The organism is Janthinobacterium sp. BCJ23 (assembly GCF_059617945.1).
Window position 1 is genome coordinate 634,480 of the sequence record NZ_JCAQAW010000002.1, and the last position, 19,417, is coordinate 653,896.

Genomic DNA, 19,417 nt, shown 5'->3' on the forward strand with positions numbered 1-19,417 from the left:
TCTAGAAACCTGTTCCACCGCAAACTGGAAAATCGTTCCAGACCAAATGGGACACTCTGGGCGCAACGGCATGGGATTTGGTTTTACTCCAGACGGGACAAGCTTGTCAAATTGACCCGCCTTTTCCGCAGCAAATCCGCTTTGAAATTGATTTGGTGGGTGGCGTGAACCAGACGGTCAAGGATAGTCTCAGCCAACGTGGCAAAGAATGCGACCGGTACACAGTCGCTTTTTGGGCCACACCACCCACCGGCCCTGAATAATTATTTAACAATGCTATCATCTCCGCCACCCCATCATAGTCCGTCGGCGACGCACCTTAAACCCAAGCCAGTCGCCACCTTATAACGGCAAACCCGAGTCACTATTGGCTGCAGGTAAGCTATTTAGGGCGCTCCTGGTGAGCTCTCTTTTCTTAAACTGGCAAGATACGAATCAATGACTCTCGCGCGCATGAAAAGTGAGGTTTATAGAATTTACCTTTCGAGAAGCCCGCGTGTTTGCAAATCGAGGACTACCCAAAGAATTTCTGCCATATTGGTGCGTAGCGAGTTCCCTTTAGACCATTGCCGACGTTGTCCAGTCCGCGGACTACGACATAGAGCCCACCTAGAACCTGAAGACCAGAGGCAACCACGTCAATTCCAAGCTGCAAAGGAAACGCGTTGACCGAAATCCAAACTCCAATCACGGTCTCGACCATCCCGTACGATGGCCGATATTTTTGACGAAACCAGTACAACAGCGTACCGCTTGCCAGAGCTGCCAAAGCAAGAAAGACATGCGGTATCGCCGCAAATAGGGAAAAGATTTGCTGATACTTGTACCAAACAACAACCGCGATTCCTATAGCTAAACCGCCAATCGCAATCACTCGTTTAATATTGGAGAGTTCAAACTTTTCATACTTCTTAACCTGCTCTTCGACCTCGAAATTAGTGGCGGTATCCGGGGCCTGGGCGCCTTTCATTGTCGGCTTATCAAGAGCTTCCTGTAACTCACCCAGCGAAATTGCCTTTAGTCCAAGCTGAATCGCAGCCTTGCGCAGAAGTCTATCTTCTGTGACGAGACATACTGTACGCGATGTGTCAGATTGCAACTCTAGAAGTACCTCTAGAATTGCTACGTCGCACTCGTCAAGGCGAAAGTTATCTGATGTAGGTAAGTACAGCGGCGACGTGTGAGATGACTCAATTACTTCCACGCCAGAGTTAGCGGCTGCAAAAAGGACACGATGCAGTGGTCCGGCACTCATTCCGTGGTCGCGATTCGAGAGTTGGTTAATAGCGACGGTTGGAATTAAAAATAGCTCAGCAGCGTCACTGCGCGCGAGTAGCATCGGCTTTCTAAGGAGAACATTTGTGTCAAGCAGATATTGTAATTTCGTGCCGTTAGCCATTTCATTCCCTGAATTTTTACTTTATAGGCACCGGTGAAGCGCCACATACTCCCGGTACCTAAATCATTATTACTAATCTTTTAGCCTAGGCCGAAATTTTCGCTTCCACTAGGTAGGCTCCTGCCGAAGATATCATCTTGCCACGGTGAAATGTTCACACTCTGTCACAGCGTGCATATTCGCTTAAATTGACAACCGGTCTAGTTTAGGTTGATTTCCACGGGTCGTGCAAGCATATCCGGTGGTTGGTTCGCCGCGTGGCCAAGCTGTCGACGGGGCCAATACTATACGCCTGCGTAGCAGCTCACTTCACGCGCTTAGCATTGCGCCTATCGATGTTTTGGACATATCGATTCAAGTCTTCATGCATTATTAGCGTTTCACGCCTCCAAGATTTTCCGGCTTCGTCAAAAAGGTAATTGTACGATTCCAAGACCGGACTCATTGAAAATCTACCATCATTGCTGATGGTCAAAATATCCCTGTCAAAGAGCCTGTGCAGGTCGGCCCGGAGAACGATGCCGTTCTCAAAACTATCACTGCCTTCATTTTTTACGTCACAAATATGTGCAGCTTCGAGTACTCGTCTATCGGTTTCACCAGTCACGAGGCAGTGCGGATTATCTCCAAGAATTAGATTTCTGAACCGTGCGTCCCGTACGAGTGCCTTGACCTCTTTTCGGTCTCGAACCTCATCCGAAAGTTTGCATACTATTTCAATTTGCATCTGTGGATTGTTATCTCCGACCCACTGACAAACCCATTTAGATTTGCCGGCCACATTGAATTTTCGGTAGTGGGCCGTACCCAAGTCTCCATCAGCTGACCGAAGTTCACCGATGTCATCGACCCAGTGGCCCCCATCCGTGTAAGTCAGGGTAAATCCATCCGGCATCCGAGCCAGTTTGGGCTCGTAGACAACATCACGCGCCTCTTCGGTGCGGAACTCTGTAGTCTCTATTGTCACGTCGGTACCTGGTTTGAGGACAGCTAGTGCAGCTTCGATAGTCTGAATGTCGAGCGTCTCTTCACCTGACCCCCAGGTCACAATTAGAGCCAAAGGGTTAGTTTGAGTAGCTGATTGATGTAGTGAGCGGGATTGTGGCATGTTTGGAAATCGCCTTTCGTGAGGAAATCTGCTATGCAGTGGAGGAATCAATAGATTACAAGGAGACGCGAATGGCCACGGGAATATCCGGCCCGAGGTGAAGTTGAAATCACCGCCCACAATGATGAGCGCGGCGCCTAGATGGGGCGGATGCTGGATGCGTCAACCGCGTGCGACTGGAGGGAATAGCAATCGGTGTCAAAACATGAGGGGCATACTACCTGTATATCCCTCATCGAATTAATTGCTTAAATATCATTCAATCTCAGTTCCTTGCCTCCTCGGCCCATCTTCCGGCGCACGCCGCGTAGCGGATTTTCTTGCATCTTGGAGCGCGTAGAAACTCTTCCGTGCAGTCTGGTGGGCAAGTTCATATGCTGCGTCAGCGGTTTGGTTTACCGCTTGGGCCGCACCCTGTTATGGCAATTAGTCTGTGATGGAAAGGATTATATAGGTCTTCATCTTCATGAAACCTATTATCATTTTAAGGTCGACTTTTTCTATCTGCAATCTGTTATCCTCGTTAAAGACCACCAGATAATCCAGAACGTGGCAAATGCACGTAGGCTTAGCTGCACCGTGGTTCGAGTTTAATGAAATGATGGGGCACTTCATTGCTAAAACCACTCCAAAGCCACTTTGAGCGTGCTGCGCGTGAGATGGCTGCACACGGCGACAACGACACGCTGCCATTCGATTTAGACGTTAGGTTCTGCGGCGACCAGGCCGCAGCCCTTGGCTCCATTGCGTTCGGCTTTTACCAAGAGTTGCGGGACGGGCCAGCGAAAGAGAATCAAGAGCGAATCGCTGCAATGCACGTCCTTAGCGAACGGCTCATCGCACCGTCAGGACCAGCGGGTTTTCGAGTAGTTACCAAAATTCAAACCTTTTGGAATATTTATTTGAACGGCTTGTCCATCGCGATAGCGGAGGCAATAGAGCCTCGACGTGAACCCAATGCCCACTCGTACAGATATCTGCCTGATGGGGATGAGCAACTTTTTGACCCGACCCGTTCGTGGCGGGCATTCAAGGAGAGTACGGTCTCCGCCGCTGACGATGCCGGCCCGAACGCAGTCATTGTCCAGACAGATATCTCTAGCTTCTACGAACATGTATCTCATCATTACATTGAGAACTTTATTAACGACCTCGGGGGAGATTGTGAGCGGGTGTCCAAGCAGGTTAATGGGCTACTTGCAAAAATTTCCGCCGGAAGGTCATTCGGGCTTCCTGTTGGAGGACAAGGTGCTCGTATTCTCGCTGAATTATTTCTCAATCAGGTCGATTGCGCGCTCTCTGCAGCCGGCATAAATTGGAATCGTTATGTCGATGATTATGTTTTGATTGCCACCGACACCGCTGATGGTTACCGCGTGCTGGGAGTGCTGGCGCAGTGTTTAATGGACTATGGTTTGAGCTTGAACAAATCGAAAACCATTTTGCTCTCATCGAAGCACTATCGAGATTACGTTCGTTCGCAACTTGGAGCCGGTGATGATGAGGCGGGCAAACTTCGGACAATCGACTTAAAGTTTGACCCGTACTCCGACACGCCGTCGGAGGACTATGAGTCGCTCAAGGAGACGGTAGAAACACTTGAGGTTCGCCGTTTGCTCAATCGAGAACTCGAGAAGGCCCTTCCTGACACCTTCCTAGTTGCTCAGATTGGTCGAACGATGCGTTTACATGAACCAGAAATAGCGCTGGACATCGCATCTACTTTGTTGAAGGGCCAGAATCTTCACGCATTTCGTTCGTCATTCTCCACAATCATGCGCGGTATCGCGAACTTACGCGCCGACGTTCGGTTTGTCACCATCCACGACAGCATCGATTCCGTGCTTGATGCCGTGCCAGAGCATTCGGCACATCTCCTTATTGTTGACACCAGCCTACTACATTACTTGCGCTGCCTGCGATTTCGCAGCACCGCGCAACGTGTTCGGTACATTCGGAATCTATACGATACCACCCAACACGACACCGTTCGACGCGCATGTCTAGACTGCTGGCGAAACTGGGGGGATAGAGCTGCTTTCAATCAGCTGCGCAATCGCTGGCAACAGATGACAGCTGAGGGGCAACGCCTCTTCTGGCTTGCCACGTACAAATTTGGCGACGAAGGTGAGGCAGCTCGGCGCCAGTTCCGCCACGCGATTTCGCAAGCATGGGCGTTGGGAGTTGAGGTGCCATTGGACGAGAAGAAAGATAAGGAGAAACTCAAAAAACATCCTCGGGGAGGTGAGCCACGATTTGCTGCCGTATATGAAGCTTGGGCGTCGGAGGTGAAAAGTGCAGGTTGACCCTCGTACCGTCGCGCGCGACATCCCTGGAATTTTTGATGAGGTTTTTCCGCAGCTTACGCCCGGGATAGTCGCACACTTCAACTCCAACGCCACTCAATTCGAGGTACAGCCATTACCTTCCGCCTTGCTTTGCCAGTCAAAGCTACAGAAAGCTATGCTGTTCGAGCTAGGATACGCGGTTGCAGAGCAACTTTTAACTGGAGCCGTACTCGACTGGCCAGAATGTACCGCGACCGCCCTCCGGAGGCAGACGGTATACTTTGATGCGAAGCTTCCCGCACAATTCGAAGCAGCGGACCAACAGTTGGCCGAGATAGTCGGCCGAAATCTGTCAAATGCACTCCAAGCAGAAAGCATCGCCGCCAGTATGCCAATCACATTGCGTCCCGGAATTCCAGGACTAGAGTGGATTTCGAACGGAAATGGCGACTTTGCTCTCGGACTCACTCTAATCGAAGTCAAGTGCACAGCCAAACGCTTTTCGGCGTCGGACTACCGACAGGTTGCCATATATTGGCTCCTAAGCTATGCGGCGGACATTGAGGGACGCGGCGAGCAATGGCGCGATTTTTTGCTATTAAATCCGCGAAGGGGCGAGAGCGTGTCGATGCGATTTGACGACTTCCTCTCGGCCATTAGCAGTGGAAGGACCAAAGTCGATATATTGCAATTGTTTCAATCGCTTGTAGGTTCTCGGCTTACGCGATAGGTCAGATAAATCTGGTCCGGCACGTCTAACTCGTGCGTCAAATCCTTTGACTTTGGTGCCGGAACCGCCGTCAATTCATCCTGTGAGCAAACACAAGGCGTGGCCAACCATAGGCTATTCCTTCTACAGATTGTAGGGTATGGAAAGTGCGTCAGGAAGGTCAAGCTCGACATAAGAAATCGTTGGCTCGCATAGCATAGACAGTTCCGGCGTTACGGCTTCGAAGCCCTACAGCGTCAGGAGACGAAAGCCGCTAGCCCGTCGGCGTGCAAGAGCGTCACGACGCCCAGGAGGCATGGAGAGTCGCTCGTGAATGCGTTTTTTCGCGCCAAGCTGGCAGGATTGGGTTCACCCTTGCCACCCAATTTCGATGACGCGGCCCTGAAACGGCTGCTGTTCCCGCCCTGCTAGCCGTCGTCCGTGCAACGGCCGGCGCCTGCCTGGCCGACGACGCACAACGAACTGCGCCGCAAAGGCGTGACTCTGGGCTCTGGCAGGAGTACAAGGTCGAGCGACCGGACGGTTACCTGGTCGCGATTCAGGCGCGCATCGGGCATTTTTTCGACAAAGCCATTCCACGGCAAGATGACGAGCCAGCTTACTTACTCACCGTGGAATAGCCTAAGAGAACGAGTCGATGTTAATTAACCTGGACGCTGAGAATTTTCCGCATCGACAGTTTCGCTGTTTGCATTAACGACTCTAACGGAGAATCGCTTTCCGCCCCATCGTTCGCCTGGTCTCTCAGCCACTTCAAGGTTTCACGGAGCCGTGCCGCAAGATGGTCAATCATTGCCTCCCCGAGCGCGCATTCTGGCTTCAACCAATTGTGCCCATCGTCGCCTCGCTCACGCTCAAAAACATCAAAGACGATGTCCCGAACATCGTCAAAGTCCACCGCCCATTCTTTCGCCGACAAAGGGTCAAAGGACTTCAGAATCTGCTCGACAATAGCTTGGCTGCAAGGTTCAATTAGGGCACCGAAATGCCGAGCAAAGACTTCGTCCTCTTTCTTATTGCCCGCTCGAGAATTAGCGGCGAATATTTCAAGGCTCTGGTGCGTATCCACTCCCGCCAAAGTGTTGACAGTAATGGCGACCAAGTCAGCGCTTGAACGGAGCCAAGCTACTTCGTGCTCCTCGGCGCCGATGAAACGCATATTGCTAACCGGCAGATAGCCTGCATTTTTTGCGTCCATAATTCCTAGCCCCGTTTGGTCCGAGCAGGCGCTAATGAGGCAGGTCTGTTCGCGACCTCCAATAAACGTTATAAGTTTGGCCATGCTGATTGAAAGCTTTGGCAGGTCCTCGCGAATTGCCCTCGCAAATAGGTCGGCCGCGGCCTGGCTGTCAACCTCCCGACTCCGCGCACCAAGCTTCGCCTGGATACTTTCCTCCGTGATAGGCACCGCGCAGATGTGACCCTGTCCATTTGCGCAAGCTACCGCGGCAGAGAAATTCTTCCCCACGACAATTTGAGCCCATGTATTTTGAGTCGCGCTAAAGGGCAGTTCAAGACCCATCTCTTTGAGGGAATCGCTGAACCGCTTGGATGTGCTGGTGAGTGTTTGATGTGTGAATTGCATCGTCAACCTTTCTTCGTCCGATTAGATGACCTGGCCGTTTAAGAAATCGAACGTAGTTAACGAGGAAATTCAGTACCAAATTGAGTATGAATAGTGTACTGGTCGGCCAGAACCAAGGAACCACCCTTCGAGAAGCGCACGCATGCACCTTTCTCCTGACGAAAATTCTACCTCAAGGTCGTAATCAGGGAAAGAAGTATTTGACGGCTGCAATCAAGCGCTCGTTCGGTTGGGCAGTCCAACTTCCATCCGCTCACTCAACCGTTTCAATCAGCTTGGCAAAGCATCAATCGGTCGTGATGATTATCGTACCAACAATACCCGAGGTCGCCTCCGGTGACGAGGCAGCTGCGACTTTGGTGCCATCGTGGTCACCATCGCTAGTCTTTCCTCCAATCGCTCTTCCGCGTCCGGTACCGTTGACGCGCACGCGAAGAGCAACTCATCGTCAAGATGGTGCCATGTAACAGTCCTCGCCAAACCTACCTCCGCATATAAAACCATCCGCTACACGTGCCGTCACTCAATGACGCATACCGGCATCTGTCGGCGCCCAGCTCATTCTTTTGGCGCCTCGGGTGCTTCACATAATTTTTTGGAGAACATATGGAAAATTCAATTTTGGATTTGGCCGACTTGGCCGACTTGCTCGGCCGTAGCCCGGAAACAATTAAAAAAGACATCCGCCGCAACCGTCTGGCCGTTCCTCCTCGCCTGTATATCCCCGGAACGCGGCTCCTGCGATGGCGCCGGGTCGACGTTGATGCCTGGCTCGCAAGCCACGTCGAGTCTCGCGTAAACGCGACAAGCGGCAGATAGCAACTAGAAGATTCAAGTCCCAATTCGAGCACTCATTACTTCACCATGGAAATCATAAACATGAACCCTACCGCCTCCCGCGCCCCAGTTGATTTTAAGGTCACAAACGACAATGCACTTTCCCTTCTCGCCGGTTTCAGTCGCGCCGCTCGTGCTGCCGGTTGGACCGACGAACAGATAAAGGAAACAACCGAGCGAGCAATGTTGAGGGAGTACCGGCTTTTACAGGTCACGCTCGCCGCATACACTGCGGAGTATCTCACCGAGGGCTAAGGCAGCATACCCAGCTTGCTTGCCTTGGTTCGTTTCAGAAGTGCATTATCAGTTCAATGAGCCCTCATGGTCGCCTGCCTTTTAATTGCGATTCTCCGTCAAATCTGCGCCTGCCAGGGCCTACTGAAGCGTATAGCCGCCTTGATTTTCCATTTTTCGGACGGGAAAAAATATTTTCAACGAATATAACAAGATTCGGTCCCTTGTGCCTATACCAAAGGTAGGTGCTTCCTGCGCCCCGAAAATAATTGCCCAAAGGACAAAATTATGCTGACAATCTCTGACGTGTCGAACCTTGTAAAGCTCGAAACTGAATACAATACCGCAGTCGAACACCGTACTGCGGCAAGAGAAGCCGCAAACTTGGCCGACTTCCAGTATCGAGCAAATTTAGAGGTGTGTGAGCACGCAATCAATTTGAAGCACGCATTGGAGAAGAATAGATTTCATGAAGTTCATGACGCGTTTACCCCTGTTCACCGTATGCTGATGGATATGCAGAGGGAGACCGAAGCTTTGTACCAGCATGCTGACGCGGCGTATAAAAACGCCCACACAGCCGCAAAGAAGAGTTTTTACGCGGTCAAAGAAGCACGCGTGTCTGCAACTTCAGGTGCGCCGCAAACTCATTCAGGCACCGATGAAATCTTGTTGAAAGACATTTCATAATTTGATGAGGGGCATGCTACCAGCATGCCCCTCATATTTTCTCGCGCCCGTCGCCACTCCCCTTGATGTATCCCACTGCATCGGACGAGGACAAGTCATGGGTTTGGTGGGTGAAGCTGAGGGCCGTCGGTGTGCAAAAGTGTCATGGCGCGATGGAGGCTTTGAGCGCCGCCAGTGCATTTATTTTTCCGGAAACCGAATGTACTTCGGAGGGACGTTCGGCATCAACCACACGCCGTTGTCCGAGCACCTGAATCGGTACCCGTCACGGAGCAGTGGAAATGTTTCCACGAGGAGCACGACCGGCGTACCCCGACGCGCACCTACCTCTGACGCAGTTTGTTTCGTTGCAGACAGATGTACGTCTCGCCGCGTGCCTGGCAGCAGACCCTGCCGGCGAATCGATGCGATAAACTTTTGTACCGTACCGTGAAATAGCACCGGAGGCGGGGTTTTGACTGGAAGCTTCAGGTCAACATCAACAGAGTGCCCTTGTGCCGCGCGGATACGCGTTCGGTCCTCACTCAACGAAAATCTCTGCTTATCGTTTTCGTCCACTATTTGCATCAGCTCGTCTTGACTGAGTGCGACGCCGGCACCCGCTGATTTCAAAAGCAACTCGGCAACGTCCACCCATCCCCGTTTATCGATTTCAAGGCCTATAGCGTCCGGCCGGTGCCGAAGCCAGCGGGACAACAATTTGCTTTTCTGTTCCAAAGTTGTCATTTTGTTTTTCGCTTTCAATTCATAAACGGGCCTGCATTTCTCGGAATTCACATGGAGCTGCTGCTGCCGTCCGACGAACAGTCGTTCGTGCAGCGGTTGGCATCAGCTCAGCCGACCGTACACAACGAACTGAGGCGCAACGGCGTGACACTCGAACTGCCGTGGGAGGAGTACTAGGCCGTGCTACCGGACATCCACCCGTGTTTGAATCAGGGGCGTCCGCGTTACAGCGATAATCTCGGCGGCGTTAGAACGAGGCTAAGACCTTGCGAATCGCGTCCTGCACGCCGATGTCGCTCAGCCCAAGATGGTCTTCCGTTTTAATGAGATGGTCTCTGCACCACGCTGGCCAGCCCCGGTCATCATTATCAATCGCGAACCACTTTGTTGGCTTGCGGCGCTCGACGTCCCGCCACACCTGCAGGCCTCTCGGCATCAGGTCGAAATCCAGCTTTTGGGTTACGCGATTGTCGAAGGTTGCACCAACCACTCTTGCCTGAAGTGCTGGGGGAAGCTGAGCCTTAGCAAACTCAAGACTTCGGGCGCGCACCCACGATGTACTGAGTACGAGTTCAACTTCTGGGAATGGTTGTAGCAGCCGTTCCAAAATCGGTGCCCATTCGAAAAGTTCGTGTCCGTGCGCCGTCATATGAATCCCACGGCTGGAGCTAACGTAGACAGAGTCAAAATGCGTTACTCCGTCGAAGTCGCAATAGCAGACCCATAACGGCCCCCCAGGCACATCGTCATCATTATTCAACTGTCGCATTTCGTCGCTCCAGTAAGGCAACAAAAGTGGCGAACGGCAAACCGCTATCGGTTACGACGTCCGTTGGGCTCGGAGAATTGCTACTGCACGCTCCAGTTGGATTCCTGTAAATCCCACCCATTCATCGCAAAATACGGTATGCGGTTCCAAGACTGAACCGACCAGAGTGCGGCCGCTCGATAAGTCGTCGAGGATGACGTACGCGATTGGTCGCGTGGCACCGTTTGTCCTCAACCACGCAGCGATATCTGTAACACGATATGAGCCCACCTCGGTTGCGCTCCGCCAGTTTGAATGTAACGACGCGGCGACGAAACCTAGCCCCCCTCGAATGAGCACCTCCTGTATTTCGTCGCGTGACAGATACGTCGACCAGGTCGAACTGATTACGTAACTAGGTTCGAACTCATCGTGAAGCCGGCCAAGGTTAGCCCTGAGCTCCTGATGAAACACGTTTTCCCAAATTTCGGTTGCCAGATGCGGTTTGCCGGACCTGAGCGTTGCCAGAACCACTCCTGACGTGTAGTCAGGGTGAATAGCAACGACATCGTCAAAATCGAGAAATACCAGCGGCTTCACAGCTCTCCTTTGATTTGGTTTTTATTGCGGGCGGGCCACAGGGCGCTTCCGAATATCGCTCCGCCGGGATGGCAGCCGCATCGTGCCTGACCTGTTACTTCATTCGAGTGCTATTGTTCGTTGCGACCCGCGCTTTGAGTTCAGCAATGCGCTGCGCTGCCGCGCTGCAATCAGCCGCGAACATTTTGCCTTGAGCGTCAACCTGGTAGAAGGGATAGCGGCTAGTGAAATACAGCGATGCAGTGCTACGGCACGCAGTATCCATAGTGAAGTCCATAACCAGGTAGCGACTCACGTACTCGTTAAGGCGACGGCCGACGCTAGTGCCTGCAGGCCCCGCTACTTTTTGCGCATCAGGAGTTTTCGCGTCCCGTAGCGACTTCAGGGTCGCTGTCGCGCCGGGGCTAAATGTGCTGTTCGCCCATGTCCCGACACTGATGGGCATGCCCGTACCATCTACATTGGCCAACGCGTAACTACTCTGAGCTGCGGCGCCGACCGCCTTGACCACCGCCTGGGCTGGCAGGTCCAGCATCACGCCGAGATACTCCAGCCCGTTAAGGAGTTCCTGGCCTTGCAATGATTGGGCACCGTAATATGTTGTGTCGCTCTTGACCGCCCCTTTCAACACATTCAGGTAGACCGACTTGTCCTGCAGGAAAACGACGTTTGCAACGTCTAGTTCGAGCAGGCGCTGCATGCCCTCGACGAATGCGTTGGCCAATGTCGCGCCGCTCCGTGCGCTCGATGCCATCGCGTTAGCCGCGATATCGGTTAGCGGGCTAATTTTGAAGTTGTTGTACTCGGTTGTCACGAACGGCGTTATCAGCTCAAGTGAGCCACCGGGTTGAATAGTGTTGTCTGCAGCGCGCGCTACTGTTCCACCAACCGCCACGAGGCGCACCGGACCCAATGGTGCAGCGGTTGCTGTGATGACGAACAGGCCGTTGACATCGGCAGTGGCAGCTGCCCCCAAGGCCGCACCGGAGCTGCCATCCGCCTGTACGCTATAGGCGGTCACGGAGGCGCCTACGTATGCAGTCCCGCGAATAGTCTGGGTGGCGACGCCAGGCGCAGCGGTGCCGGTCAAAATATTGGCTATGGTCGTAGGCGTCGCCGTTACTGGCGGCGTCACCGTTGTTGGTAGCGCGGACGGGCCGGCATTGCTACTGGAACCCCCTCCGCCGCATCCAGCAATGATAAGCATGGCGGCGGTTGCTGAAATTTTTTGTATAGTTTTCATTTTTCTTAAGGATGGACAAGCGTAGGCCCTCGCGGGCAGATGTAAGACTTTTGTAGCTGAGGTCATCGGTGAAGAATTGTTTCGCTTAGGGCAGCTGCGTACTTCGGCTAGCATCCATCTGGTTTCCAATCCCATTTACCACTAAAGGGGTTGTGGCAATACTGGGCTTGGAACCGCTGCGTGCAGCCATTTTCAAACGTACGTACGCAGTCGCCGTTACTGCACTGGTAGGTAGACCGAACTGTTCGTCCCGGTGGCGGGCCGCAATTCGACTTTGCCTCTCGTTTCGGCGTATTTGACTGGATATATCCGGTCTCGTCCCACCAACTGGTGATATCAGTAGTTTGACAATCACCTAACTTTTTTTGCTCACATTGGCGAAATGCCCGGTCTACGGCATCCTGCTGTGTGTCGACGCCTGTGCTCATTGCGCATCCTCCTACCCCGCACACCATCGCACCGCCACCGAAGCCTTTTTGCCTATGTATTACGGCGCACGTTGCTGCTTTTTTAGCAAGACCGCTTTCTTTTGCATAGGCTCTACATCCTTTTACTGCAGCCAAGTCAGCCTCCTTTTGATTTGCGTAACCCCACGCGGCGTAAATCGTGCCGTGTGGTGTCCCGTCGACCTGTGCAATGGCTGTGTAAGCTTGGCTGAACAAAGGCGTGAGGGAAGCAAGTAATAGCAGCAGAAACCGCCGGCCCCTTCTAGCAAAGTCATGGTGATGATTGCATGCTTCGCGTTCCATCCCGGCGTCGGCAAGATTGGCGGATGTGCAATGAGAGTGAGCTCCGGCACGCCGTGTCATAGGCTTAACCTCGTTTTAGGTACTCGTCTTCGAAACTGCTTTGCTGCCAGCAGCACCTGCTCAAGTTTCTGCTCGTACTCTATGGCGTCAGCGTGCTCCCCATTAGTCGCCAATATTTTTAAAGGTGTCTGATTGCCCAATTCTGCGTTCTCAGTTGTGAAAAAACGAAACTTACGAACTCCGTCAATGCCAAGCAGTCCTTTTGAGACAGCGGCCAGACAGCCCGAGTCGTACTGTGATTCAGCGAAAAAAGCAGGGTAATAGTCATCACCAAAAACACCGTCAACCCAGTGCGGCATCGTGAAGACTTTTCGTTCACGTACCAACTTGAGTAGATGCGCTTCAGCGGTGCCTGTACGAAGGCATAGCTCAGTTGCGGTGATTAAGGTTCCATCATCGATTAACTCGCGTCCACGTCTCCCCATGGCACGGTCGAGACGGAATTCAGCGGCATGTATCTGGGTCAGGTTATTTGCAAAGCACTCAGGCTGCGTAGTTACCCAATGCAGGTACTCGGTGATGCATGCCAAGTCTGACCGAGCCAGTCCTCTAGTCGCGGCCTTGAACGCGTTTGCCACCGCTTTGCTATCGGCGTCGGTGCGGCCCGGAGGCAGGCCTGCACGGAATGCACCCACTGCAGCTGAAAAAATGCAGTAGGAAGAAAGGAATTGAGCTGAAGTCATTTCGTAGTTAAAAATTGCGTTGGTCAAAACGTTATGTGGATGCGTTCTGCTAGTAAACGAATAGGAGCAAACCTGCCTTACCCATATTGATGGCAGTAAAAACAGAAGATAAAAATGACGCGTAAGCCCGCAGCAAGCGCGGTTTGCCGCAATGTGAAATATTGTATCGTATACTTTATAGACCGAGCAAAGTATATAATTCATGCTACGGCTGTCATGAGCAGCCATTACACAGTCAAAACCGCCCGAGAACGACTCGCTCGTAATCTAAAGGATTGGCGTGTAAAAAGAGGTATGAGCCAGGATGTTCTGGCGGAGCATTCGGGTCTGTCCCGCGTGTTTCTTTCTCGCCTCGAGGGAGCTCTCGAGACCGTGTCTCTCGACAATATCGAGAAATTGGCCGACGTGCTGAAGATTGATATCCTGGATTTGTTACATCATTAGCATTCCCATGACAGGTGAGCTTGTCAATTCGTGGATAACGTTTTATGAGAAACTCCTGCACCCAACAAAACCATTTGCTGTACCAGTTCATCCCGAACGCCAGCACGCGCGAAATCTCGCTGTGTTTATATGTGCGCAGCAACGACATCGGCTTGGGCACGCCGTTCAACATCGCCGAAGGCGCCGCCTTGCTGCACCTGGTGGCGCGCCTGACGGGCTACACGCCGCGCTGGTTCACCTATTTCATCGGCGACGCGCACATCTATGAAAACCACCTCGACATGGTGGAAGAGCAACTCAAACGCACGCCCTTCCCGGCGCCCAGGTTTGTCATTTCCGAGCGCGTGCCCGACTACGCCAAGACGGGCAAGTACGAGCCGGAGTGGCTGGAAAAGATCGAGCCATCGGATTTCTCGCTAGAAGGCTATAAACACCATGCGCCGATCAAGGCGGCGATGGCCGTCTGATGGCGGCCGCACCGCTGGCAGCACTGCACCGCAAGCTGTTTGACGAAACGGACGGCAACAAGTTCGCCCGCCTGAAAGACCGGCTGCTGAAAAAGCATGGGGCCGACGAGCGGCAAGCCGTGCTGGCCATCCTGATCGCCTATGCCAGGGAAGGCCAGCTGCTGCACTGGCGCGCCTTCCTGATGACCGATATCGTCGCCCTGGCCGAGCCGGGAGAATACGGCGACTTTTTCAGCTGGAGCCTCGATATCGACGGCCTCGCCTACTGGGGCGTGGATGGCATGCTGAAAAGCATGGGCAAGGAAGCCTATGCCCGGCTGGTGGCCCTGGCCACGGCGGAAGATGCCAAGCTGAGCGTGCGCGCCAAGGCCGTCAAAAGCCTGGCCGTGTTCAGCCGCCAGCCTTTCGATGCCGGTTTGCCGCAGGACCCCGGCCACTGGAAGGCCGAGCAACTGCGGCTGGACGCCGTGCTGACATGGCAAGCGGACGGCTACCTTGACGGCGCAGGCTACAGGGCGCCCGCCACGCATTACTCGTTAACCCAGCCGCTTTCGCGCCTGGAAATGGCAGCCGCCTTCCTGGAACGAAAACTGGCGCCGCGGCGCCAGCACGAACAGGACCTGGCCCAACCGTCGAACTGGCTGACGATCGCCAGCGCCATGGACATGGCCGAGATCGACACGCACTGGGTCTTGCCGGAAATATACCGCCGCTTCCTGGAATGGTATTCGCCGCTGCGCGTGCATGTCGACGGCAAGCGCTTCCCGCAGGGCCTGCATCTGTACGGTGCGGCCGAGCTGGTGAAGGCACAGCACGGTTACTCCGTCCATGCGGTGCACCATCACCAAATCGCGTCCTGGCCACCGAAGCTGGTGGTGATTGCTGACGCGGGCGGCGACCCGTACTGCGTGCATCTGGAAGAAAGAAGCATCGACGGCGACTTGCCCGTGTACCGCGCCAAACATGGCGCGGGCGAATGGCGCTTCGAGCTTCATACGGACGATTTCATTGACTTCCTGCACCAGATCGCGCTGGCCGCCTAGCCCGGTTCGCCTCCCGGTCCGCCCGGACCGGGACCGCCAGGGCCGCCTGGTCCGCGTCCACCCGGCGGACCGAAGCGCGGTTCCCGTTCGCCCTCTTTCGCCGCCGACGTGGCGCCGCCCAGGCGGTACGACAGCCCCACATAAATCATGCGTCCATCGAAGCGCCGCGTGCTCGTCTCGCGCAAGGAAGCGCTGTTGATGACGGTTTCCATCTTGTTGCTGCTGAACACATCGGTCACATTCATGACCAGGCTCAGCTGCGGCGTCACCGTGTGGCGCCAGCTCATATTCAGGGTATTGTTCGGCGAGCGGTAGCCCTGCCCGGACAGCATCTTGCCCTGCATTTGCAGGGCCAGCTGCAGCTGGTTGGCGGTGTTGAACTGGTAATTGAGGCGCGCGCGGCCGCTCAGGGCGTTCGCCGTGCGCGTGCTGCGGTTGCCCAGGTCGTCGGAACTCGTCTGCTGGCTGCGCGCCAGGTTGCCGCTCGTGTTCAGGGTCAGCGACGGCGTCAGCTTGCCGCTGAGGCTGAACTCGAGCCCGCTCGAATGGCTGCCCTCGCCGTTTTCCCGCGTGGTCAAGAGCACATTGTCGCTGATAAAGTAGCGATAATCGACGATGGCGTCCGTGTCGCGGCGGTGATAGGCGCGCAAGCTGCTTTCCAGGCCAGCGATTTTCGTTTCATAGCCGATCTCGAACGAATCCGTCTGCGTGGGTTTCAGCTTGGGGTTGCCGGCCGACACATTGAACTCGTCGCGGTAGACCACGTACGGATTCAGGTCGCCCGCGTTCGGCCGGCGGATGCGGTGCGCATAGCTGAAGCGCACATTGCTCTCGTCGCTGACCTTGTAGGTGGCGAACAGGCTGGGAATGTAGTTGACGTAATTGTTGCTGGCCTCGATGCCGCTCGTGATCTGGCGTACGTTCAAGTCCGTGTATTCGGCGCGCAAGCCGGCCAGCGCGCCCCAGCGCTCGGTCAGGCGCATCTGGTAGGAGCCGTACAGGGCAACAGTGCGCTCGTCGAGCTCGAAACGGTTGCTGCGGATGGGGTTGACGATTTCCGCCAGGCTGGCCGGGTTGATGTCCGTATATAAAGTGTCGAAGCTGCTCTTGTTGTCGGCCACCTTGTAGCCGAGCTTGGCCGTGCCGCCCGCCAGCGGACGCTCGTAGTCGCCGCTGAAGTCGACGATGCGGTTGCCCGTTTCGCTGTGCTGGCGCGCTCGGCTGTCGAAAGCATTGACGGCCGTCACCGCGTAGGTATTGGCGTAATCGCTGTCGCTCTCGTTGGTCGACGACGACACGCGCAAGTCGATTTTAAGGGTTTCGCCCGGCAATTCGCCCTTGTGGTCGTAGCGCGCGCCCCAGCTGTAGTTGCGGCTGTCGCCATTGCGCACGGTGCTGCGCACATAGTCGCCGATGGTGCTGCCCGTGCTGTCGCCATTGATGTAGCGGTCGAGCGAGCGCTGGTCGTTGCTGCGCCCGTTATACGACACGCTGGCGGCCAGGGTATCGTTGGCGTTCAGGTTGTAATTGACGGTGCCGTGCAAGCCCAGCGAGTCGTTCAAGCCATTGTTGGTGGATTGCTGGCTGCTGGGGGAAAATGCCCCCGTGCTACGTTCCAGGCGCTCGCGGCTGACCTCGCCCACGGAATTGCGGCCGTCATGGCGCACATTGATGCCGCCCTGGTAGCCCCACGGGCCTTCGTTGTAGGTGCCGGACACGGCACTGTTGTAGCGCCCCGCGATGCCCGCGTTCGCGTTGACGGTGGCAAAGCCGCCCGGCTTGCGGTTGCGCCGCATCACCAGATTCAGGATGGGGCCGCCACCGGCCTCGTTGCCGAACTGGGCGCCGGGATTGTTGATCACTTCCACGGATTCGATATCGTCGGCCGCCATGGCATTCAGGGTGGCGCCGCGCGAGTCGCCCTGCAGCATGGCCGACGGTTTACCGTCGATCAATATCTGCACATTGCTGCTGCCGCGCAAGGATACGGAACCATCGGGATCGACGGCCACCGACGGCACATTGTTCAAGGCATCGGCCGCCGTGCCGTTGCTGCTGCCCACGTCGGACTTGACGTCGTAGACTTGGCGGTCGATACGGCCCGTGGGACGTTCGGCCGTCACACTGACGGAAGGCGTAGAATCGGCGGCGGGCGCCTTGGCCGGTGCGGGCTTGACGACGGTGTCGCCGCTGATAGTCGTGGTTTGGGCCTGGACAGCGGCGCCGGAGACGAGCAGGCTGCCGCCCGCCAGACAGTGAAAGAGGATTTTATGCATTTGCTTAAAAAATAATGGAGACGCTACGGATGAGGCACTACGCCGCGGCGTGAGGGCACAGGTGTGGGCACAGTTCAAGCATGCCACGACTCCATTACGCAAAGCAAATGCGAACCATTGTTATTTACTTCAATTTACAAATCTCTTGCACTTGTGGTCATACAGCCTCATCCGATGACCACTACCTCAGCAAGCCATTGCCGCGTGCCAATTTCAGCCAGCCCGGATATTCCGTCATCAACAAGTCATACAGTTCCGCATCGCTGTGCTCGTCGGGCGAGCTGACGGAAAAGTAATTGGCATTGTCGACCAGGCGTCCCTGCAATTCGTCGAGCTTTTCCAGGAACGGGAAATCGGAATCGGCAAAGGCGGAAAGAAACTTGCTTTTCGACTTGCGTCCCTTGCCGATGCCCATGAATTGCCAGAAGATGGGTTCATTGCTGGCCCAGCGCAATTGCTTCTCCGTCGTCGCCTGATCGCTCGTGCCGCCATCGGTGACGAACATGACGTACACGGGCACCTCGGCCGCGACGGGCCGCGTGCGCTCGCCGCCGGCCTTGTCGGGGAAATAGAACGCGCGGATCGCCTGCATGGCGGCGCCATAGCGCGTGTCGCCTTCGAGCGGATGGCGCTGTATCGCCTGGCTCACATAGGTATTGCAGTTGCTCAAGGCCATGGGCGCCGGATGGTGGACGTTCTTGCCGAACAGGAAAACATCGATCTCGCCATCGTCATCGAACTTGCAGCCCAGGGCCAGGATGCGCTCGGCAAAGCGCTGCACCAGCCCCTCTTTATACAGCCGTCCCATGGAACCGGAAATATCGAGGCACAGACACACCTTGGCGCGGTGATCAAGCAGCCCCACTTTTTGCAGGGACACGCCCGCCTGCTTGACGAGGCTGACCAGTTGCGGCGCTTCGCGTTCCACGCGCTTTTCCAGATTGATCTTCGCCTGCATGACGGCCGAGGCCGCTGCGGGGGCAGCCTGCTCGACTTCACCGCCGAAGTGGCGCACGAGCGCATCGAGTCCGCCATTGAAACCTTGTCCCACGGCCATGCAGCGCCAGCCGCCATCCTTGCGGTAGAGTTCAAGCAGCATGACGGCTTTTTCCTCTGCAAAATCCGCACCGGCAAAGGCAAAGCGGGCCAGCTCGCGTGCGCCCGCCTGCAGGCGCACGTGGCCAGCTTGCAGCTGCGACATCACGCCGCCGCCATCGATGGACGCCGTCACGACGAGGCGGTCTATGCCGGCTGGCAAGCGCGCCAGCTGCAAGGCAAACTCGGTCGTGTCGCCGCCGCTGCCGGTACGCGCTTCCACGCCGCCGCACGGCGTGCGCGGCTGGTTGAAAAAAGTCATGTAGCGTTCGTCGGACAGTTTGCCGGCCGCATCGAGGCCGAAGCAGGCTACGTCGAGCGCCAGCCCCTGCGCGGCCACGCCGATCTGCAGCACGCCATCGGGAACGAGATTGGCCAGCGGCAAGCGCTGTCCCTTGGACAAGGTTTCCAT

17 protein-coding genes and 1 pseudogene are annotated in these 19,417 nt (G+C 55.2%); 8 read left to right on the forward strand and 10 right to left on the reverse strand.

Features of this window, described 5'->3' with window-relative positions:
• Window positions 1-514: 514 nt before the first annotated feature.
• Together AC54AG_RS08900 and AC54AG_RS08905 are read right to left on the reverse strand one after the other, a co-directional pair.
• Window positions 515-1,399: a PIN domain-containing protein gene (locus tag AC54AG_RS08900; protein ID WP_496630080.1), complete on the reverse strand. Its 885-nt coding sequence runs from the start codon at window positions 1,397-1,399 to the stop codon at window positions 515-517.
• 304 nt (window positions 1,400-1,703) lie between these two features.
• A complete protein-coding gene (locus AC54AG_RS08905; RefSeq protein ID WP_496630081.1) occupies window positions 1,704-2,507 on the reverse strand; it encodes an HNH endonuclease in 804 nt (267 codons plus the stop codon).
• Window positions 2,508-3,121: 614 nt separating this feature from the next.
• On the opposite strand from AC54AG_RS08905, the gene AC54AG_RS08910 reads away from it, so the two are divergent.
• Window positions 3,122-4,813, forward strand: coding sequence for an RNA-directed DNA polymerase (locus AC54AG_RS08910; protein ID WP_496630082.1), 1,692 nt, complete (start codon window positions 3,122-3,124; stop codon window positions 4,811-4,813).
• Window positions 4,814-6,165: 1,352 nt separating this feature from the next.
• Here the strand turns inward: AC54AG_RS08910 and AC54AG_RS08915 are convergent.
• Window positions 6,166-7,110, reverse strand: coding sequence for a hypothetical protein (locus AC54AG_RS08915; protein ID WP_151096128.1), 945 nt, complete (start codon window positions 7,108-7,110; stop codon window positions 6,166-6,168).
• Window positions 7,111-7,716: 606 nt separating this feature from the next.
• Here AC54AG_RS08915 and AC54AG_RS08920 point away from each other — a divergent pair.
• The 3 genes from AC54AG_RS08920 to AC54AG_RS08930 all read left to right on the forward strand — a co-directional run bounded on the left by AC54AG_RS08920 (window position 7,717) and on the right by AC54AG_RS08930 (window position 8,871).
• Window positions 7,717-7,929 carry a helix-turn-helix domain-containing protein gene (locus AC54AG_RS08920; RefSeq protein WP_496630083.1) on the forward strand — a complete coding sequence of 71 codons (213 nt, stop codon included), beginning with the start codon at window positions 7,717-7,719 and terminating at the stop codon, window positions 7,927-7,929.
• 60 nt (window positions 7,930-7,989) lie between these two features.
• Complete coding sequence (locus AC54AG_RS08925) at window positions 7,990-8,202, forward strand: hypothetical protein (protein ID WP_151096133.1); 213 nt, start codon at window positions 7,990-7,992, stop codon at window positions 8,200-8,202.
• A gap of 267 nt (window positions 8,203-8,469) precedes the next feature.
• The gene (locus AC54AG_RS08930; protein WP_496630084.1) at window positions 8,470-8,871 is read left to right on the forward strand and encodes a hypothetical protein; all 402 of its coding nucleotides are present in this window, start codon (window positions 8,470-8,472) and stop codon (window positions 8,869-8,871) included.
• Window positions 8,872-9,051: 180 nt separating this feature from the next.
• Here the strand turns inward: AC54AG_RS08930 and AC54AG_RS08935 are convergent, their stop codons facing one another.
• Entirely contained in the window at window positions 9,052-9,648 is a 597-nt protein-coding gene (locus AC54AG_RS08935; RefSeq protein ID WP_496630085.1) for an RNA 2'-phosphotransferase, read from the reverse strand.
• On the opposite strand from AC54AG_RS08935, the gene AC54AG_RS08940 reads away from it, so the two are divergent.
• Window positions 9,649-9,774, forward strand: a complete 126-nt coding sequence (locus AC54AG_RS08940) for a hypothetical protein (RefSeq protein ID WP_496630086.1) — start codon at window positions 9,649-9,651, stop codon at window positions 9,772-9,774.
• A gap of 70 nt (window positions 9,775-9,844) precedes the next feature.
• On the opposite strand, the gene AC54AG_RS08945 is transcribed toward AC54AG_RS08940, so the two are convergent.
• The 4 genes from AC54AG_RS08945 to AC54AG_RS08960 all read right to left on the reverse strand — a co-directional run bounded on the left by AC54AG_RS08945 (window position 9,845) and on the right by AC54AG_RS08960 (window position 13,707).
• On the reverse strand, window positions 9,845-10,366 hold the full coding sequence (locus AC54AG_RS08945; protein ID WP_496630087.1) for an HAD domain-containing protein: 522 nt from the start codon (window positions 10,364-10,366) through the stop codon (window positions 9,845-9,847).
• A gap of 51 nt (window positions 10,367-10,417) precedes the next feature.
• A complete protein-coding gene (locus tag AC54AG_RS08950) occupies window positions 10,418-10,945 on the reverse strand; it encodes an HAD domain-containing protein (RefSeq protein ID WP_496630088.1) in 528 nt (175 codons plus the stop codon).
• 94 nt (window positions 10,946-11,039) lie between these two features.
• A complete protein-coding gene (locus AC54AG_RS08955; RefSeq protein WP_496630089.1) occupies window positions 11,040-12,188 on the reverse strand; it encodes a hypothetical protein in 1,149 nt (382 codons plus the stop codon).
• An 805-nt stretch (window positions 12,189-12,993) separates the two neighbouring features.
• Entirely contained in the window at window positions 12,994-13,707 is a 714-nt protein-coding gene (locus AC54AG_RS08960; protein ID WP_496630090.1) for a hypothetical protein, read from the reverse strand.
• 189 nt (window positions 13,708-13,896) lie between these two features.
• Between AC54AG_RS08960 and AC54AG_RS08965 the strand changes: the two genes are divergently transcribed.
• The 3 genes and pseudogenes from AC54AG_RS08965 (at window position 13,897) to AC54AG_RS08975 (ending at window position 15,634) form a co-directional block, all read left to right on the forward strand.
• Entirely contained in the window at window positions 13,897-14,124 is a 228-nt protein-coding gene (locus AC54AG_RS08965) for a helix-turn-helix domain-containing protein (protein ID WP_426073390.1), read from the forward strand.
• A 71-nt stretch (window positions 14,125-14,195) separates the two neighbouring features.
• A pseudogene (locus AC54AG_RS08970) lies at window positions 14,196-14,591 on the forward strand (thymidylate synthase); the annotation flags it as partial.
• Entirely contained in the window at window positions 14,591-15,634 is a 1,044-nt protein-coding gene (locus tag AC54AG_RS08975; protein ID WP_496630092.1) for an SMI1/KNR4 family protein, read from the forward strand. The pseudogene AC54AG_RS08970 and the gene AC54AG_RS08975, both read left to right, overlap by 1 nt.
• On the opposite strand, the gene AC54AG_RS08980 is transcribed toward AC54AG_RS08975, so the two are convergent.
• Window positions 15,631-17,910 (reverse strand): TonB-dependent receptor domain-containing protein, encoded by a 2,280-nt coding sequence (locus tag AC54AG_RS08980; RefSeq protein WP_496630093.1) that lies wholly within the window; start codon window positions 17,908-17,910, stop codon window positions 15,631-15,633. The two genes, AC54AG_RS08975 and AC54AG_RS08980, sit on opposite strands and share 4 nt — an antisense overlap.
• Before the next feature lie 181 nt (window positions 17,911-18,091).
• A complete protein-coding gene (locus tag AC54AG_RS08985; RefSeq protein ID WP_496630094.1) occupies window positions 18,092-19,417 on the reverse strand; it encodes a VWA domain-containing protein in 1,326 nt (441 codons plus the stop codon).

Excerpts from the sequence above, each read along its gene's own strand:
- AC54AG_RS08975 (WP_496630092.1), top strand. The coding sequence starts at position 14,591 with ATGGCGGCCGCACCGCTGGCAGCACTGCACCGCAAGCTGTTTGACGAA.
- AC54AG_RS08905 (WP_496630081.1), bottom strand. The coding sequence starts at position 2,507 with ATGCCACAATCCCGCTCACTACATCAATCAGCTACTCAAACTAACCCT.
- AC54AG_RS08925 (WP_151096133.1), top strand. The coding sequence starts at position 7,990 with ATGAACCCTACCGCCTCCCGCGCCCCAGTTGATTTTAAGGTCACAAAC.
- AC54AG_RS08900 (WP_496630080.1), bottom strand. The coding sequence starts at position 1,399 with ATGGCTAACGGCACGAAATTACAATATCTGCTTGACACAAATGTTCTC.
- AC54AG_RS08980 (WP_496630093.1), bottom strand. The coding sequence starts at position 17,910 with ATGCATAAAATCCTCTTTCACTGTCTGGCGGGCGGCAGCCTGCTCGTC.
- AC54AG_RS08915 (WP_151096128.1), bottom strand. The coding sequence starts at position 7,110 with ATGCAATTCACACATCAAACACTCACCAGCACATCCAAGCGGTTCAGC.
- AC54AG_RS08955 (WP_496630089.1), bottom strand. The coding sequence starts at position 12,188 with ATGAAAACTATACAAAAAATTTCAGCAACCGCCGCCATGCTTATCATT.
- AC54AG_RS08940 (WP_496630086.1), top strand. The coding sequence starts at position 9,649 with ATGGAGCTGCTGCTGCCGTCCGACGAACAGTCGTTCGTGCAGCGGTTG.
- AC54AG_RS08985 (WP_496630094.1), bottom strand. The coding sequence starts at position 19,417 with ATGGAAACCTTGTCCAAGGGACAGCGCTTGCCGCTGGCCAATCTCGTT.
- AC54AG_RS08945 (WP_496630087.1), bottom strand. The coding sequence starts at position 10,366 with ATGCGACAGTTGAATAATGATGACGATGTGCCTGGGGGGCCGTTATGG.
- AC54AG_RS08965 (WP_426073390.1), top strand. The coding sequence starts at position 13,897 with ATGAGCAGCCATTACACAGTCAAAACCGCCCGAGAACGACTCGCTCGT.
- AC54AG_RS08920 (WP_496630083.1), top strand. The coding sequence starts at position 7,717 with ATGGAAAATTCAATTTTGGATTTGGCCGACTTGGCCGACTTGCTCGGC.
- AC54AG_RS08930 (WP_496630084.1), top strand. The coding sequence starts at position 8,470 with ATGCTGACAATCTCTGACGTGTCGAACCTTGTAAAGCTCGAAACTGAA.